Here is a 15,861-nt window from a genome sequence, read left to right on the forward strand (position 1 = left end):
GCAGGTAATTTTCTTGCCCGATCGCGTTGGCGGTTATCTGACTAAATGGTGTTCCATCGCAAAGCGAACGAGTTCTGCTCGGTTGTTGCTTTCAGTTTTTCTGAACAAGCTGCTGACGTGCTTTTCGATAGTTCGAGGGCTGAGGTGGAGCCTGGAACCTATTTGAATATTAGAAAGACCTTCTGTCAGCAAATCTAGCACTTGTCGCTCTCGCTGAGTCAAAGTCGGAGCATTTTGGCTGGGAGATGCCCGTGAAGCGGAGCTATCCCGTAGGGAATCGCCTGTGTTTGACTTTGGAGTTAAAAAATCTGCTTCTGGCTTGTCATTGCCTCTGCTGGGTGCCTCTGTTGGCGTCGGTTCGGGTTCCGGGGAACGAGAGGGGGCCTGAGCGATTAGAGCGTAGCGATCGAGCAAAGAGCGAATAACCGCCCCCAATTCCTGGATTTCAAAAGGCTTCGCCAGATAATTGTCGCACCCCATCTGATAGCCGCGAATCCGTTCCTGCGTGCTCGTGCGTTCCGTCAAAAAAATCACCGGCAGCAAGCGGAAAGCGGGACGAGTCCGAACTCGCCGCACGAATTCGTAGCCATCCATCTCGGGCATTGTAATGTCGGTAACAATCAAGTGGGGCTGAAATTCATCTACCAGGCCTAAAGCTTCTTTGCCGTTCTCAGCAGCGATTACAGAGTATCCGGTAATTTCTAGATAATCAGTAATTGACAAGCGAGTCGCGAAATCGTCGTCAGCAACCAGAATAGTTAATGGCATGAGGGAATTAAAAATTAAACATTAAAAGTGACTAATTTCACTTTTAATGTTTAATTCTACTGTTTAATTCTCTTGATAACTTGCAGTTAAAGTAGCCGGTTGTCCTAATTTGCCCTCCAAAGCTACGCCGCGCCCGTTGGCTGCCAAATGCCGCAGAGTTTTGTAAATTGTCTCGATTTGCTCTGGTCTTCCTGCTTTTTTTGCTAGTTGTGCTACAGACAGAGGTTTTTGGGCGTCTTTGAGCACTTGCAGTACCCGTTGCTGCAAGTCCAATACAGCAGCGGCCGCTTTTTTGCCTGCTTCAACCCCTGGCTGGTGATAAGCATTGACATTCACCAAGGAACCGTAAAAACCTACGGCTCTTTCGTAGAGGGCGATTAATGCTCCTACTGTCCGAGGGTTGACTTGGGGGATTGTGACAGTAATTGAATCTCGGTGATTTTCGTACAAAGCTTGTCGAGTTCCCTGCAACAAACCAGACAAATAATCTCCCGAAGTAACGCCGGTTTCTACTTCTGGGGAAATGCCTTGCCTGTCTTGCAAAACTTCGATAAATGTTAGGAAGAAATTCGGCACGCCGTCTCGCAGTTGCTGGACGTAAGCGTGTTGGTCGGTGGTGCCTTTGTTGCCGTAAACTGCGATTCCTTGATGAACTGTATTGCCGTCTAAATCTTCCTGTTTGCCGATCGATTCCATGACTAATTGCTGCAAGTAGCGGCTGAACAATAGCAGTGAATCTTTATACGGCAAAACTACCATATCTTTTTCGCCACGTCCGTTGCAGGCAAAATACCAACTCATGGCTAAAAGGGCGGCGGGATTGTTTTTAATGTCGGGAATCCTGGTAGCTTCGTCCATGACTTTAGCGCCGTCGAGCATCGCCCGAATGTCGATGCCTTGCAAAGCTGCTGGCAAAAGTCCTACTGCTGAGAGTTCCGAAGTGCGTCCTCCCACCCAGTCGGCCATCGGGAAGCTGGCAATCCAGCCTTCGGATTTGGCTAATTTGTCTAGTTTGCTGTCTGTTCCAGTGATGGCAACTGCCTGTTTGGCGAAGTCGAGTTTTTGAGAGGCGAAGGCTTTTTGAACTTCGATCATACCGTTGCGGGGTTCGGGGGTGCCGCCGGATTTGGAGATAGTAATTACTAGGGTGCTGGCGAGTTTGTCTTTGATTTTGTTAAGAATGCGATCGATCCCAGCCGGATCTGTGTTGTCGATAAAATGTATTGCTAGGGGCGGAATGTCTGGGGATAAAGCTTCGGCGACAAATTGGGGGCCCAAGGCGGAACCGCCGATGCCGATCGAAATTATGTCGGTAAATTGCGGAGCAAAGGGCGGTTTAATATCGCGGTTTTGAACTTTCTTGACAAATGCTTCGACTTGTGCTATCCCTTCGACTATTTCTTGTTTTAATTCTGGAGTGGGAGCTAAATCGGGGTTTCGCAGCCAGTAATGGCCCACCATGCGGTTTTCATCGGGATTGGCGATCGCACCTGCTTCTAAAGCTGCCATGTCTTTGAAAGCTTTGTCAAATTTGGGCTTCAGTGCTGCTGCGAAAGCGTCGTCGAATCCCATGCGGCTGATATCGAGGTAAAGTCCCAATCCCTCGTGATAGTAAAGCCAGTCTTGATAGCGTTGCCAGAGTGCTGCGGCGTCCATAGGAATTCTCTACAATTTTTTTAATGTTCGATCGGCGTCGTCAGGAATCCACCAATTGTAGTTTAAAACGATCTGATGTACGGCTTTTGCAGAATCCTAATAAATTTAAGCATTAATCGTCTGAAGGCAGCCGGATCTGAAGGCAGGCAGAGCATTCGGGAGAATTAAACAATAAAAATATGGTTTGGGCAACACTCTTAGTAGGTAGATCCCTCATTAAAGATCGCACCCCATAGATAGATCGAAGCGGCACAGAGATTTAAGTGTAATCGGGGTTGGGCTTTGACCCCTCGTTTAACAATATTCAAATTCGGGCGATCTGGATGTGTAAAATAGGCATTGCGGTCAGGTTAAATATATTTTTAGCTGTCACTCAATAATCGGCTAAAAATATAATTAACAACTGTCAACTATCTGAAGTGTAGTATAATATACAGATATTAGAATTAAAGTGCTATCCACTATGCTTGCTCTATCTCCCGAATTAAAAGAAAGGTTAGCAACTCCGCTTAAAATCGGCGATTTTGAAGTTAAAAGTCGCGTCCTGCAATCGCCCTTATCCGGCGTTACCGATTTGGTATTTCGCCGCCTGGTGCGCCGCTACGCGCCGGATTCGATGATGTACACGGAAATGGTGAACGCTACGGGTTTGCACTACGTGAAGCAACTGCCGAGAATTATGGAAGTTGACCCGAACGAGCGCCCGATTAGCATTCAATTGTTTGACTGCCGGCCGGATTTCTTGGCAGAAGCGGCGCAGAAAGCAGTGGCAGAAGGAGCAGATACTGTTGATATTAATATGGGCTGTCCGGTTAACAAAATTACTAAAAACGGCGGCGGTTCTTCCCTGCTGCGAGACCCGGAAACGGCCGAGGCAATTGTGCGGGCTGTTGTGGAAGCGGTAGATGTTCCTGTCACCGTTAAAACTAGGATTGGTTGGACTGACAAAGAAATTAATATTTTGGAATTTGCGAAGCGGATGGAAGATGCGGGAGCAAAAATGATTACCGTGCACGGCCGCACTCGATCGCAAGGTTACACCGGCCCGGCAAAATGGGAGTGGATTCGCCGAGTGAAAGAAGTTTTATCGATTCCTGTTATTGCTAACGGGGATATTTTTTCTGTGGAAGCAGCGATGCGATGTCTGGAAGAAACCGGCGCCGATGGAGTGATGTGTTCGCGGGGAACTTTGGGCTATCCTTTTTTGGTGGGAGAAGTTGATTATTTCTTGAAAACTGGTGTGGAAAAGATAGCTCCGACACCAATTGAACGCCTCGAATGTGCTAAAGAACATTTGCGGGCTTTGTGGGAATATAAAGGTGAAAGCGGTGTCTCCCAAGCGCGCAAGCACTTAACCTGGTATGCTAAGGGTTTCCCCGGCGCTGGGGAATTGCGGGGCGTGTTGGCTGTGGTAGAAACGGTTGAACAAGGTTGCGATTCGATCGATCGCGCGATCGAGCAATTGCCCGCATAAACCTTACCCGCAGATGTCAACTAGGGGTTACAGAAACAAAATTTACCTCTGCGGGCTAAGATTTAAGACAAAGTTAAAAATTTGTGTGTGGGGGAAAGCATGGATTCCTTAAAAGGGCGAGATTTATTAAGTCTGGCAGATTTAAGCATTGACGAATTAAATTATTTGCTGGATCTAGCAGCCAGTTTAAAATCGGGAATGGTCAAGCTGAAACGCAATAAAGTTCTCGGTTTGTTATTTTCCAAAGCTTCAACGCGAACGCGGGTAAGTTTTACGGTGGCAATGTATAAATTGGGAGGGCAAGTGATTGACCTCAATCCCAACGTCACACAAGTCAGCCGCGGGGAACCTTTGGTAGATACAGCCAGGGTTTTAGACAGATATTTAGACATTTTGGCGATTCGGACTTTCGAGCAAAAAGACTTAGCAACTTTTGCCAATTATGCGAAAATTCCTGTGATTAATGCGCTGACAGATGACGAACACCCATGTCAAGTTCTGGCGGATTTAATGACAGTAAAAGAGTGTTTTGGCAAGTTGGAAGGGGTAACTTTGACTTATTTAGGCGATGGCAATAATATGGCTAATTCGCTGATGTTGGGCTGTGCAATGACGGGAATGAATGTAAGAATTGCTTGCCCTCAAGATTTCCAGCCGAATGCTGAGATAGTGGAAAAAGCTAAGAATATTGCTAAGGGAAAAACAGAAGTTACTGTGACGGCGGACGCAGAAGCTGCTGTGAAGAATGCTCAAGTGATTTATACTGATGTTTGGGCGAGTATGGGACAGGAAGAGGAAGCAAAAATCAGGATTCCTTTGTTTGAACCCTATCAGGTAAATGAACAATTGCTGAAGTTAGCAGATAAGAATGCAATTGTACTGCACTGTTTGCCCGCACACCGCGATGAAGAGATTACCGATGCAGTGATTGAAGGCAGTCAATCGCGCGTTTGGGATCAGGCAGAAAATCGGATGCACGCTCAGCAAGCTTTGCTCGCAAGCATTCTAGAAAGCGATTAGGAATAGAGAAGGGAAGAGAAGAATCGCCCGACTGAAGAATAAGAGAAAAGCCATTCTCTCTATCTCTTCTATTCTCTTTCTCTGCGCCCTCTGCGCCCTCTGCGGTTAATAAAAAAAACATAATTCACAAATGAAGACAATTGATACAGCCGTTTTCAATTTGATACCAGAGGGGGCAACATAGCCTGAATTGCGATATTGAAAGCGGGAAATTCGATCGGTGAAATGCTCGCAGTTTCCGCAAGAATTACTTCGCTTTGATAGCCATTTTCAGTAGGTTCTCGAAAAACGTGCAGTTGTCGCTCATTCACATTTAGCACCCAATAATCGGCAATTCCCGATCGCGCGTAAATTTTGGCTTTAATTTCGCGATCGAAAGTTAAGCTGCTGTCTGCCACTTCGATAATGAGATATACCTCTGAGGGAGTGGGGTGGTGAGTCGCATAGTCAAAAGGATCAATTCTGACTACGGCGATATCTGGTTCGGGTTCGGAATTGTCATCAAGGGCGATCGGGCTTTTATTATAAACAGCAGCCTGATTTCCCACAAGATTGTGCAGCAGCGTCGCAGTGCGTCTAGTGGCGGAAGCGTGAAGAGTTCTTTTTGCACTTATTTTTATAATATTTCCTTCAATTAATTCGACTCGTTCTTCGGGGTGAAAAATTCCGATTTCTCCCAGTTTGTGATACTCTTTAACTGTCCATTTACGGAGCGTGAAAGCACCTTCTGTTGTTAGCATATCTCGATTGATAAATTTATAATTTGATGTGGGATAATTTTATTTTAACTTATGATATTAACTGATTTAACTGGTTCCCAGGCTCTGCCTGGAAACCGATATCTAGAGGCTCTGCCTCGCAAGCTTTTATGGAAATTGGAGGCAAGCCTCCGGATCTGCGTTACCAGGTAGAGCCTAGTAACGAGTAGACCAGTTAAGATGCTCCGAGATTGATTTTGGTGACTTCACCGGCGACAACATTAACTGTTTGTTGAATTTGACTTCCGTCAACTTTCAACTGATAAGTTCCCGGAGAAAGCTCGATCGCCCCAAACCATCCTTTACCATCGGCGCGCAGTTGACGCACCTGGCCAGCAGCATCGATCGACTGCAATGTCAAGCTCGCACCGTCGCAAGTTCGATCGCACCGCTGCAAATTTCCGGCGATCGCACCTGCAGTCGGCCGCGACTTCCAAGGCATATCGGGAACGGCTGCTGCTGTCGCCCACACAGGCTGAGTTTCATAGGTTTTGCCCGTCGCAGCATCAACGTATTGACTCGGCTGCGACAGCGCGGTGTAAAACAAATCGTTGCTTTGGGGAACGTATTTCCAAGGCTGGCGGGGCAAATCTCCGCTGCCGCCCGATCGCAGTTCCACATTCGTGTACACGTTGCTGCTAGCGTAGGAGTAGAGCACCGTACCTGCGACGTGATTTCCTTTCGCAGACGGCTGTTCAGCGCGACGGATCTGGCCTAGAGTGTCTTCGATGTAGTTGAGGTAATTGCCGGGGCCGATCGCAATTTGGCGGTTGTACTGGTGGTCTTTGGCGTACTCGATCCAGTGGTCATAAGCGAGTTTTTGCGATGGTTTGTACTCGCGCTGGTAAGTCATCGGCATCGCCATGTCTAAGATCCCTTCTTCCAGCCAAGCGCGCCAATCCTGCAATACTTCTTTGTAAGGCTGCGTTTGATACCACCCTGCATCGTTTTTCGGGCCGTCTCCCCAGGCGATCGTGGCGGCGGTAATTTTAACGCGCGGTTTAATCGCAAGGCTTTCTACATAAAGCTTGCGGACTAAATTTGTCACCTGTTCGCGCCGCCACTGCATCCACGCGGGATCGCTGGGTGCGGGTTTGCCCGATCGACCTGTTTGCTGATTGAAACGGGCGATCGCAGTCGGATTGTAGCCCCAAGTCGGCCCGCCGTAGCGCACGTAATCCAACTGTACGCCGTCCACATCGTAGCGCTTGATTAAGTCCAAATAGACGGAAACAGTATAATCTACGGCGTCTGGATGGCCGGGATCGAGGAAACCGGGTGATTCGCCGCTCGAAGTCAGCATCGCCCAATTGTTGATCCCCGGCGCATTGGGCCCGTGTTGTTGCCAAACGTGACCGGCGGGAAGTTTGGTGCCGGAAACCACCGGCAGCGTCACCATCCAAGCGTATACTTCAATGCCTGCGGCGTGGGCTTTGTCAATCAAATCTTGCAGGGGATCGAAACCCGCAGGAACGTTGGGATCGAGAGTGCGGGGTTCGATCGCACTCGTGTAAAAGGCATCGCCACGGCGGCGGACTTGGGCGACGATCGCGTTAGCATTTGCCCGCTGCGCGTCTGCGATCAATTTTGTGACTTCTTGAGGGGTTTTGAAGCCGGGGTTGAAGGCGTCCACCCAGAAGGCGCGAAATTCGGCGGTTTGGGTTTGCGGGGGCATAGTTGCGTTAGCGAAGCCCTCGAAGAGGATCGCGCGGGATGGGAAGTTGGAGAACCAACCAGGAGTCAGCAGAAAACTAATTGTTAAGCCAATCAGGAACAAGCTTGACAAAAAGAATGTTTTGGTATTTCGCATGAGAAGTGTGTGAGAGAGCGTTTAACAGTCCTTTACAGACTTTTGGTTTGAGCGTCCGCTTGACATTTTCGCACAATGCTACATTAAGTGGGCAGATCGGTAAATAGTTGAGTAATACCGCTGGGAGAGTCGAGAATGAGATTAAAATTGACCTCGCCAAAATGGGCGATATTTTCCGATATTTCAATATAGCGGTTGAGCCAGTAAATTGAATCCGCTACACCACTTAACATAGTTTTACAGGCTAAATAGGGTTTTAATGATTTTCATTTTGGCTGTATCAATACCGCATTCAAGTTTGGAAATTGGAGTTAGGCTTTTCCACTTGCCTTTATTCGCGGTGAAGATAGCATCGGCTGTTTTTTCAGGATCGATATTTTCAAAGCCTCCTATTTTATTAGTTGATAAGTAATTGAGGCGATCGAAAATTTCATCTTTTGATGCACGTTTCACGCTGACTGCTTGAGGAGGAGGAGGCGGCGGCGGTGGCGGTGATATAGAAAATACTTTAGCAATAAAATCTAATCTCGCCTTAGTCAAACCACATTGTAACTTAGTCAGGGGGGTGAAATCTGACCATTGCTCGCGGTTAGAATCTACAATTTTATTGGCTGTTTCAACTGGTTTTACATTCTTCCAATTATGCTCTTTAACTAAGTATTTAAATACAGCTAAGATAGTATCTTTTGATGCTGTACTCAGATTGACTGTGGGAATTTCTTCTCGCGCTAGAATCTTCGCTTGTTCAATATTTGATGGTTTTGGGTCAATGACAATACACCATACTAAATCTAACTTGGCTTGTTGAGCTACAGCATAGACAAAGTGATTGCTCACAACTTGATACTGATAGTCGCCTGTTTCTTTAACGATAATCGGAATCCAATTGCGATTACCTGCTTGCAAGACGGCTTCGGCGGCTCCGGCAATGATAAACTCTGACTCAGAGCAGGGTTCTGCTGACTCAATTTTAGATAACTTCAAGTGCATTAACTTACCGATGTTCTCAGAATTACTCATACAAAAAATATTCCTTCGCTAATTTTAAGTAATATTCAGCAGCTTTTTTGTGTTGAAAAACCGCTGGCTTTCGAGAAAAAGCTGCACTTGAAACAACTTCATATTCTGGAACAGTGAATATAGTTGTGTCAATCTCCGCTTTTGTAGATTTAGGCCAATAATAGGGTAATAATTTAGGATCTAGAAAAGAATTATCCCCTTTCTCAACTGTAAGGATTGCTTTAATTTCTACACTTATTTTTTTCTTGGAAGCCTCTGTTTCTTTGTATCTATTGAAAAAGATAGGCAAGGGAATAGGACCACCGTCCTCCCTCAGCTTCTTAACTTCAGGTAAGAATTCTTTAATCACTTTAGCAGCATTTTTTAAGGATGAAAAGTTATTGTGTTCTGTTGGCATGAGGATTACATCGGAAGCTCTTACAGAGCTTTTACTAAAAAAAGTCCAATTTGTAGGCGCATCAATTAATATGTAATCATAATTACCAACAAAACTATTAAGTAAATCTCGCAGTTGTGCTGAACCTTTCTCAATTTGTGCTTCATACTCATAACTCATGAACTTCGATAACCCTGAATCAGATGGGATGACATCAAACATCTTAACTAATTGACCTGCTTTATTCTTCAGATTAAATGGTTGAATAGTTTCTTTAACATTCAATGATCCAGGAAGCAGGCAATCAGATAATTTGACTTTTCCCTCCTGTAAGCCTAATGAATCTGTTAAATCTCCTTGTTGTGGATCGAAGTCAACAACAAGCACTTTTTTATGCTGTAGTCGAAGAATCGCAGCCAAGTTGATTGTCGTTGTAGTTTTTCCCACACCTCCCTTATCATTATAGATGCAAATTGTTAAAGCTTTGGGTGGGTTTTCCAGCAAGTTCTTAATTCTACTAATAATTTTAATAATATTATCTTTGGTTATCCTCATGCAGTCAGTAGCAGGCAATACGATTTTACCATGTTTGCGGAATAGCTGGATATCTGTTGAGTTAGTGATAATACCCCATTGAGATGTTTGGCACTTAGGAGCAAGAAGATAACCTGTTATCTGTTCTTTAGCTTTTTTGTACGTGGGAGTACCTTCTGCTAAGTTAAGGATTACCTTTCCTGATACTCTTCCTTTAACTTCAATGATTAAGTATGGGTTAATCTTAGCAACTGAAAATTTATCCTCATCGTGATTCTTGCGAGCAGCAAAATCAGCAGGGCCCTTCCCTGTTTTAAACTGTTGTACCCACTCATCAGATGTGAATCCAAGTGCATTTAGAAGGCGTTTGACAAATCGATCTTCGACTTCTGGCTCTTCTGCATTCTCTGAAATACTATCTAAAACTTCATTCCAGTTGATAGTTGTCATCATTTAGACCTAGATATTTAAGTAAAATCATAACGCTTGGTTTCAGTTTGTGTCATCGTTAGCTACCTCCCGATCTAGCTATATGAACAGTCAACATACTTTTGGAAAAGTTATATATTTTCTAGTGCGCTTGACATTTTTGCACATCGGTGAAATTTTAGGCGAAAATACACTAAAAGTGCGCTCGGCAACATCACCTAATTTTCTGGATACTTTCTTGAACTGTGAAGGATACGGAGAATTTCTACGTTTTCTTCTTTTACTCGATAGATGATGAGATAAGAGGTATTGGAAATGACAAGTTCTCTAGTAGATTCTACGCGACCAACTCGACCCATAAAAGGAAACTCTGCGAGTTGACCTACAGCACCCTGAATCCTTAAAATTAATTGCCTTGCTGCCTCTGGATCGTCTTTGACAATATATGCGTGAGCCTGTTCTAGATTTCGCAACGCTTGTCGCAGCCACTTAATTTTCATTAGTCAATTTGGCAAAAACTGCTTGGACTTCATCATCGCTGGCAAAGTCTCCAGCTTCGGCCTCGGCAACGCCTTTGTTAATTTCATCGAACAGCCATTGATAATTTTCTAGGTAAGAAGCGATCGCTTCGTTCAAAACATAAGTTAAATCGCGATCGGTGACAGTAGCGATCGCCTTCAGCGCCTCTTTTTTTTCGCTATCAAGGAGAAATGTAAAACTTTCTTGACTCATGGCTGCCCTTTGCTGTTATGGGAAGAGAGTAAACTGCTACTATGATAGCGTAGAGATTCCTATTTTGGCGAAAATAAACTGAACTCGCTATCGCACTTTTTGAACAAATGATAGTACCGCACTTTCAAACCCTAGCCCTTCCGGGTAACAGCTACTCAACTGCAAGCAATTTACTCGATCGAGTAGATGGCTGGCGCCAAGAAGCAACCCGAAAGTTGCAGCAAAGCCAGAGAGGAGAAAAGGGACAATTTTTAACACCTTCCTCAGTCGCAAGTTTGATGGCAGGAATGTTTGAATTTAACTGTGCCGATATATCGCTTTTAGATGCCGGGGCTGGTATTGGTTCCCTGTTAGCAGCCGTTGTTTGCGAACTTTTTCAGCGCCCAAACAAACCGCGTAGCCTGCACGTTACAGCTTATGAAATTGACCTTATTTTGATTGAATACCTCAAGCAAAATTTAGAATTATGCAGTATAGAATGTCAGCGTTTTGGGATATCTTTTACCTGTGAAGTTCGCGAAATTGATTTTATTCAAGACAGCGCCGATATGTTGCAGCCCAATCTATTTACACAACCAGTAAAACGGGAGTTTACCCATGCAATTATCAATCCTCCCTATGCCAAGATAGACGCTAAATCCCAAGCCCGAACCTTGCTGCGTTCTATAGGACTAGAAACCAGCAATCTCTACGCTGGCTTTACAGTGGCTGCCGCTCACCTGCTCAAACCAAACGGTGAATTAGTGTCGATTACTCCCCGCAGCTTTTGCAACGGTTTATACTTTCGAGATTTCCGCAAAGTATTCCTTCAAATGATGGCTTTACGCCAAGTACACATCTTTGAATCCCGACAGTTGCCATTTCGCGATGATGCGGTGCTGCAAGAAACTATCATTGTGCGCGCCACAAAACAAATAGAACAGCCAGATACTGTACTAATTACCTCAAGCAGCAGCGTAGGCGACGACCTGGTTTTGTCTCACCAACTGCCCTATACCGCCCTAATTAATCCCCAAGATGCCGAGCAATTTATTCGGATTTTACCGGATGCTGTCAGCCAGAAAGTAGTAGAGGAAATGGCTCAATTTACTTGCACCCTAGAGGAATTAGGCTTAACAGTTTCTACGGGAAAAGTTGTAGATTTTCGGGTTCGCTCTGACTTGCGGCTAGAACCGGAAAACGGTACAGTTCCGCTGATTTATCCCGCACACTTCTCGGCTGGCGGTGTTGAATATCCCACAGCCACGAGAAAGCATCAAGCTTTAGCTGTAACAGAAAAAACTGCTGCACTCCTCGTACCTAACGAACATTATGTTTTGAGCAAGCGCTTCTCCTCAAAGGAAGAGAAAAAGCGAATTGTTGCAGTTGTCTGGGATGCCAATAAAATTAATAGTTCTAGGGTTGGTTTTGAGAACCATTTGAATTACTTTCACCAACAGGGACGCGGATTAAACCTCACCCTGGCGCGGGGATTGACCGTTTATCTAAATTCGAGTTTGGTAGATGCGTTTTTTCGACTGTTCAACGGACACACTCAAGTTAATGCTACGGATTTACGCAATTTGAAGTATCCTAATGTAGAGCAGTTACTTTTACTTGGCGCTAAAATAGGAGAAATATTTCCCACACAGCGGGAGCTCGATCGACTTGTCGAGACACAACTGCTGAAGGCGACCAATCCGTTAGAAAATAGCCCGATGACAATCAAGAACCGTATTGATGAATCTCTAGAAATACTTGCAGCGCTGGGTTTTCCAAAAGGCCAACTTAACGAACGTTCCGCCTTAACCCTTCTGGCTTTGCTTGACCTCAAGCCAAAGGATGCTTGGGAATTGGCAAAATCTCCACTTAGGGGAATCACACCAATTATGGAATTTATGGATCGGGAGTACAGTAAAAAATATGCACCAAATACGCGGGAAACTGTGCGCCGTCAGACTGTGCATCAGTTTCTAGATGCAGGTTTAATTGTTGTTAATCCTGACAGTCCCGAATGTCCGGTGAATAGTTCAAAAACTGCATACCAGATAGAAGAAACTGCTTTGGAACTCCTGCGAACTTATGGCACTTATGACTGGAACAAGAATGTTCGCGCTTACCTGGTTCATATTAACGGAGAAAAATTTTTGCAGGGTTATTCCAAAAATATAAATATTTGTGAGTCAAAAGGATGCTAAAATTCACTGTTTATATGGCTGCCGCTGGCATCGGAATGACATATACTGTGATGCCAGCGGTTGAATTGACCGGAATTGTCGATCGCACTCAGTAAATCAAATAAGTAACTAGGTAAAATATCTCTGCAATGGAAAAAAAGCATAACGCTGGATTGTGGGTATCAGTATTATACTTCGCTCAAGGTCTCCCTTACACCGTCGTTAATTTAATGTCGGTGATTTTTTTGAAAGGTATGGGAACCAGCAACGAGCTCATCGGATTGACAAGTCTGTTGTCTTTTCCTTGGGTTTTAAAAGGTTTGTGGGGGCCAGTTGTTGATTTGTATTCAACCAAACGCAAATGGATTTTAACAACCGAAATCATTTGTGCTTTTCTGTTTGCTTTCCTAGCTTTTGGCGTATTAACGCCGGCACCGATTATTATATCGCTTGTTATCTTTACCGCGATCGCCTTTGTGTCAGCTACTCACGACATCGCCATTGACGGATTTTATTTAAACACTCTCAATAAAGACCAGCAAGCCTTGTTTGTCGGGGTTCGCAACACGGCTTATAGAGGTGCTGTCATTGCCGGTAGCGGTTTATTGGTGTTCTTAGCGGGGAAACTGGCCGAAAACCATTTAGTCACCGGAAATACAGGCGACACCAAAATATATCAAAACATTCCACTGTCACTTTTCGGTTCGGATTTTAGCGTGTCTGCGCTTAACTACGGATGGGCGACAGCTTTTGGCATTTGTGCGATTATGTTTGTGCTGATATATCTTTTTCAGCGGTGGTATCTTCCTTATCCTCGAAATTACGATCTGGAATCCGACACTCCTCAACAAAGAACCAGCTTTATCGAAGCATTCAAAACCTATTTTCAGCAAGATAAAATAGGTTGGATTGTGGCTTACGTTTTGATTTTTCGCTTGGGCGATGCCTTGACTTTTAAAATGGCTCCGCCATTTTTGATGGATAAAGTTGAGAAAGGAGGATTAGCAGTTTCTACGTCAGATATGGGCTTATTATCCGGTACTTTAGGGGTAATGTTTCTGTTAATTGGAGGGTTGCTGGGCGGCTATTTGATTGCGAAACAAGGATTGAAAAAATGGATGTGGCCGACGGCTATTCTGCAAAATTCGACTAACGTGCTGTATTGGCTGTTGGCAATACATCAACCGGGGATTGAATGGGCTTATGCTGTAAACTCGATCGAGCAATTTACTTACGGACTTGGCGTAGCTGCCTATACAGTGTTCTTGATGCGGACTGTTCGCCCTGAATACGAAGCATCTCACTACGCGATTACAACGGCTTTTATGGCCGCTGGAGTGCTGATTCCGGGCGTTTTTAGTGGCTACTTGCAGGCGAATCTCGGCTATCAAAATTATTTTTTGATGAGCGCGCTGGCAGTGATTCCCGGTATGCTGACCATTTTCTTTCTGCCGCTAGAAGATGAGAAAAAATTAGCATCCATGCCCCGACCTGGACTGGACGATTTCGATTAATATCAAGTCCGGTCGCTATAACTATAAGATTCGGGCGGGGGTGGGTTTACCAATATCTGCACTACTTTTTCGATATTCCGCCGAACCTGCCCCTACAGGAATATGGATGTTTTTAATCACTAACTGGTATAAATTGTGCGTGCCTTCATAAGATAAAATAAGGACACAACATCGTTGTGTCCCTACCCAATATCTGTATTGCCAGCAGCCAACTAAATTGAAATAAAGTCACTAGCTGTTAGGGGACTACTTGAAAGGCCGGGAATACTGGCAAGAACTTCGCCGTTACTGGCAATTTCGATCGTCGTTATAAAATCGCCTGGAGTAACTCTCAGTTGGTTAAAGCTCAAACCTCCGCTCAAACCGATTAAATCTTGACCCTTTTGAAAGTCTATAAGTGTATCTGTACCGGCACCTACTCCTAACACAAATACGTCGCGTCCAGCCCCACTGATTAAGAGATCCGCACCCGCTGCACCAATGAGTGTATCGTTTCCTTCTCCCCCGCTCAAATTGTCATCCCCTTTGCCGCCTAATAGCAGATCGTTGCCGCTGCCACCGCTGATAATATCGTTGCCTTTGTTGCCGCTGAGAGTGTCGTTTCCCCCATTGCCAGTGATAATATCGTCCCCTGCGAAACCTGATGCGGTATTGTTAGCATCGTCGCCTACTAAATTATTAATTTGGGAGACATCCAGAGCAGTTTGCATTGCCACAACGTTTGCTAAAAAGGAGGTTCCCGGAGTGGTTCTTAATTTCTCTAAACTGCTGCGGGATTCCAGCGATGTTCCCAAGGCGGGCAGTGTAAAGTCTAAGCCAGCTAACAGCTCTAAATAATCGGAATCTGTGAAAGTGAAATTAGGGCTGCTCAACTGGTCTACAGAAATTTCTGTCTGAGTCAAGCCGGGAGGAGGATCAGTTAACAAACCGCTTTGCGTGTGCTTGTCCAAGACCAGTAGCGGGTTGATAATCGGGTCAGTAAATTTTTGAAGAACTACTTTCCCGGGGATAAAAGCTTCTCCTCCCAAACTCACAAAATCGCCGCTAACTATGTAGTGAGTTACATTTTTTCCGGCGCCGACTTTCTGCTTGAATGTATTGACTGTACTCTGAGCAACTCCGGGAGAATTGAAGGTGACAACATCTCCAACAGTAGATGTAAATTCGGTCGCGGCTAGTTGCGTTATGGCGCCGCCTAAGCTGTGTCCGAGAATGTCTGGTGGCAAGCGACTGGGGTTTTTTGCTGTGTCTTGACTGATTTGGGTCAACCAATTTCCTAACGCTTGTTTGTTGGCTTCAAATTGGTTGAAACCTGTGCCGCGCGGGTCTGCGTTGGCAATATCGTCTACGGGCGAGTCGGTGCCGCGAAATACTAAAACGGGCGGTTTGTCTGGGGTGGTGGAAATTAAGCCGATCGCGTGAAATCCCGTCCCGAGATCGTCAAAGGTGCGATCGATTTGATAGCCAGCAGCACTCAAGCCTGTTTGAACTAAAGTTTGAAATTCGGGAGCGTCATCTATGTAAGCAAGTTGCTTGGCTATAGTTTCGTAAGCGGCGGGGGAGGAGGGCATATTTTTTTATTTCCTGTCGTTTGAGGGGGAATTAGTTTTTAAC

General features: G+C 45.1%; 14 protein-coding genes. 4 read left to right on the forward strand and 10 right to left on the reverse strand.

Going from position 1 to position 15,861, the window contains the following annotated elements; genetic code table 11:
* Nucleotides 1–33: 33 nt before the first annotated feature.
* Both QUA33_RS02505 and QUA33_RS02510 read right to left on the reverse strand, forming a co-directional pair.
* A complete protein-coding gene (locus QUA33_RS02505; protein ID WP_333146198.1) occupies nt 34–768 on the reverse strand; it encodes a response regulator transcription factor in 735 nt (244 codons plus the stop codon).
* Between the two features lie 63 nt (nt 769–831).
* Nucleotides 832–2,424, reverse strand: a complete 1,593-nt coding sequence (locus QUA33_RS02510) for a glucose-6-phosphate isomerase (RefSeq protein ID WP_333146200.1) — start codon at nt 2,422–2,424, stop codon at nt 832–834.
* Nucleotides 2,425–2,887: 463 nt separating this feature from the next.
* Here QUA33_RS02510 and dusB point away from each other — a divergent pair, with 463 nt between their 5' ends.
* Entirely contained in the window at nt 2,888–3,898 is a 1,011-nt protein-coding gene (gene dusB, locus QUA33_RS02515) for a tRNA dihydrouridine synthase DusB (protein ID WP_333059203.1), read from the forward strand.
* Nucleotides 3,899–3,997: 99 nt separating this feature from the next.
* Complete coding sequence (argF, locus tag QUA33_RS02520) at nt 3,998–4,918, forward strand: ornithine carbamoyltransferase (RefSeq protein ID WP_333146202.1); 921 nt, start codon at nt 3,998–4,000, stop codon at nt 4,916–4,918.
* Nucleotides 4,919–5,073: 155 nt separating this feature from the next.
* On the opposite strand, the gene QUA33_RS02525 is transcribed toward argF, so the two are convergent.
* The 7 genes from QUA33_RS02525 to QUA33_RS02555 form a co-directional block, all read right to left on the reverse strand.
* Nucleotides 5,074–5,658 carry a Uma2 family endonuclease gene (locus tag QUA33_RS02525; protein WP_333146204.1) on the reverse strand — a complete coding sequence of 195 codons (585 nt, stop codon included), beginning with the start codon at nt 5,656–5,658 and terminating at the stop codon, nt 5,074–5,076.
* Nucleotides 5,659–5,851: 193 nt separating this feature from the next.
* Nucleotides 5,852–7,351, reverse strand: coding sequence for a family 10 glycosylhydrolase (locus tag QUA33_RS02530; RefSeq protein WP_333146205.1), 1,500 nt, complete (start codon nt 7,349–7,351; stop codon nt 5,852–5,854).
* Between the two features lie 218 nt (nt 7,352–7,569).
* Complete coding sequence (locus QUA33_RS02535; protein ID WP_445243213.1) at nt 7,570–7,719, reverse strand: alpha-E domain-containing protein; 150 nt, start codon at nt 7,717–7,719, stop codon at nt 7,570–7,572.
* A 4-nt stretch (nt 7,720–7,723) separates the two neighbouring features.
* Nucleotides 7,724–8,506, reverse strand: a complete 783-nt coding sequence (locus QUA33_RS02540) for a hypothetical protein (RefSeq protein ID WP_333146207.1) — start codon at nt 8,504–8,506, stop codon at nt 7,724–7,726.
* A complete protein-coding gene (locus QUA33_RS02545; protein ID WP_333146209.1) occupies nt 8,499–9,869 on the reverse strand; it encodes an AAA family ATPase in 1,371 nt (456 codons plus the stop codon). The genes QUA33_RS02540 and QUA33_RS02545 overlap by 8 nt, the downstream gene beginning before the upstream one ends.
* Before the next feature lie 194 nt (nt 9,870–10,063).
* The gene (locus QUA33_RS02550; protein ID WP_333146211.1) at nt 10,064–10,345 is read right to left on the reverse strand and encodes a type II toxin-antitoxin system RelE/ParE family toxin; all 282 of its coding nucleotides are present in this window, start codon (nt 10,343–10,345) and stop codon (nt 10,064–10,066) included.
* Nucleotides 10,335–10,577 (reverse strand): CopG family transcriptional regulator, encoded by a 243-nt coding sequence (locus QUA33_RS02555; RefSeq protein ID WP_333146213.1) that lies wholly within the window; start codon nt 10,575–10,577, stop codon nt 10,335–10,337. Before QUA33_RS02555 ends, QUA33_RS02550 begins: the two co-directional genes overlap by 11 nt.
* A 107-nt stretch (nt 10,578–10,684) precedes the next feature.
* On the opposite strand from QUA33_RS02555, the gene QUA33_RS02560 reads away from it, so the two are divergent.
* A complete protein-coding gene (locus QUA33_RS02560; protein ID WP_333146215.1) occupies nt 10,685–12,754 on the forward strand; it encodes an Eco57I restriction-modification methylase domain-containing protein in 2,070 nt (689 codons plus the stop codon).
* A 128-nt stretch (nt 12,755–12,882) separates the two neighbouring features.
* The gene (locus QUA33_RS02565; protein WP_333146217.1) at nt 12,883–14,247 is read left to right on the forward strand and encodes an MFS transporter; all 1,365 of its coding nucleotides are present in this window, start codon (nt 12,883–12,885) and stop codon (nt 14,245–14,247) included.
* Between the two features lie 212 nt (nt 14,248–14,459).
* Here QUA33_RS02565 and QUA33_RS02570 read toward each other — a convergent pair whose 3' ends face one another.
* Nucleotides 14,460–15,818 carry a lipase family protein gene (locus QUA33_RS02570; RefSeq protein ID WP_333146219.1) on the reverse strand — a complete coding sequence of 453 codons (1,359 nt, stop codon included), beginning with the start codon at nt 15,816–15,818 and terminating at the stop codon, nt 14,460–14,462.
* Between the last annotated feature and the right edge of the window lie 43 nt (nt 15,819–15,861).

Origin of the sequence: Microcoleus sp. Pol14D4 (assembly GCF_036701245.1) — a bacterium.
Taxonomy (GTDB): domain Bacteria; phylum Cyanobacteriota; class Cyanobacteriia; order Cyanobacteriales; family Microcoleaceae; genus Microcoleus.

Bases quoted from the DNA above. Each gene is read 5' to 3' on its own strand.
- QUA33_RS02505 (WP_333146198.1), bottom strand. From the start codon at position 768: ATGCCATTAACTATTCTGGTTGCTGACGACGATTTCGCGACTCGCTTG.
- QUA33_RS02510 (WP_333146200.1), bottom strand. From the start codon at position 2,424: ATGGACGCCGCAGCACTCTGGCAACGCTATCAAGACTGGCTTTACTAT.
- dusB (WP_333059203.1), top strand. From the start codon at position 2,888: ATGCTTGCTCTATCTCCCGAATTAAAAGAAAGGTTAGCAACTCCGCTT.
- argF (WP_333146202.1), top strand. From the start codon at position 3,998: ATGGATTCCTTAAAAGGGCGAGATTTATTAAGTCTGGCAGATTTAAGC.
- QUA33_RS02525 (WP_333146204.1), bottom strand. From the start codon at position 5,658: ATGCTAACAACAGAAGGTGCTTTCACGCTCCGTAAATGGACAGTTAAA.
- QUA33_RS02530 (WP_333146205.1), bottom strand. From the start codon at position 7,351: ATGCCCCCGCAAACCCAAACCGCCGAATTTCGCGCCTTCTGGGTGGAC.
- QUA33_RS02535 (WP_445243213.1), bottom strand. From the start codon at position 7,719: ATGTTAAGTGGTGTAGCGGATTCAATTTACTGGCTCAACCGCTATATT.
- QUA33_RS02540 (WP_333146207.1), bottom strand. From the start codon at position 8,506: ATGAGTAATTCTGAGAACATCGGTAAGTTAATGCACTTGAAGTTATCT.
- QUA33_RS02545 (WP_333146209.1), bottom strand. From the start codon at position 9,869: ATGATGACAACTATCAACTGGAATGAAGTTTTAGATAGTATTTCAGAG.
- QUA33_RS02550 (WP_333146211.1), bottom strand. From the start codon at position 10,345: ATGAAAATTAAGTGGCTGCGACAAGCGTTGCGAAATCTAGAACAGGCT.
- QUA33_RS02555 (WP_333146213.1), bottom strand. From the start codon at position 10,577: ATGAGTCAAGAAAGTTTTACATTTCTCCTTGATAGCGAAAAAAAAGAG.
- QUA33_RS02560 (WP_333146215.1), top strand. From the start codon at position 10,685: ATGATAGTACCGCACTTTCAAACCCTAGCCCTTCCGGGTAACAGCTAC.
- QUA33_RS02565 (WP_333146217.1), top strand. From the start codon at position 12,883: ATGGAAAAAAAGCATAACGCTGGATTGTGGGTATCAGTATTATACTTC.
- QUA33_RS02570 (WP_333146219.1), bottom strand. From the start codon at position 15,818: ATGCCCTCCTCCCCCGCCGCTTACGAAACTATAGCCAAGCAACTTGCT.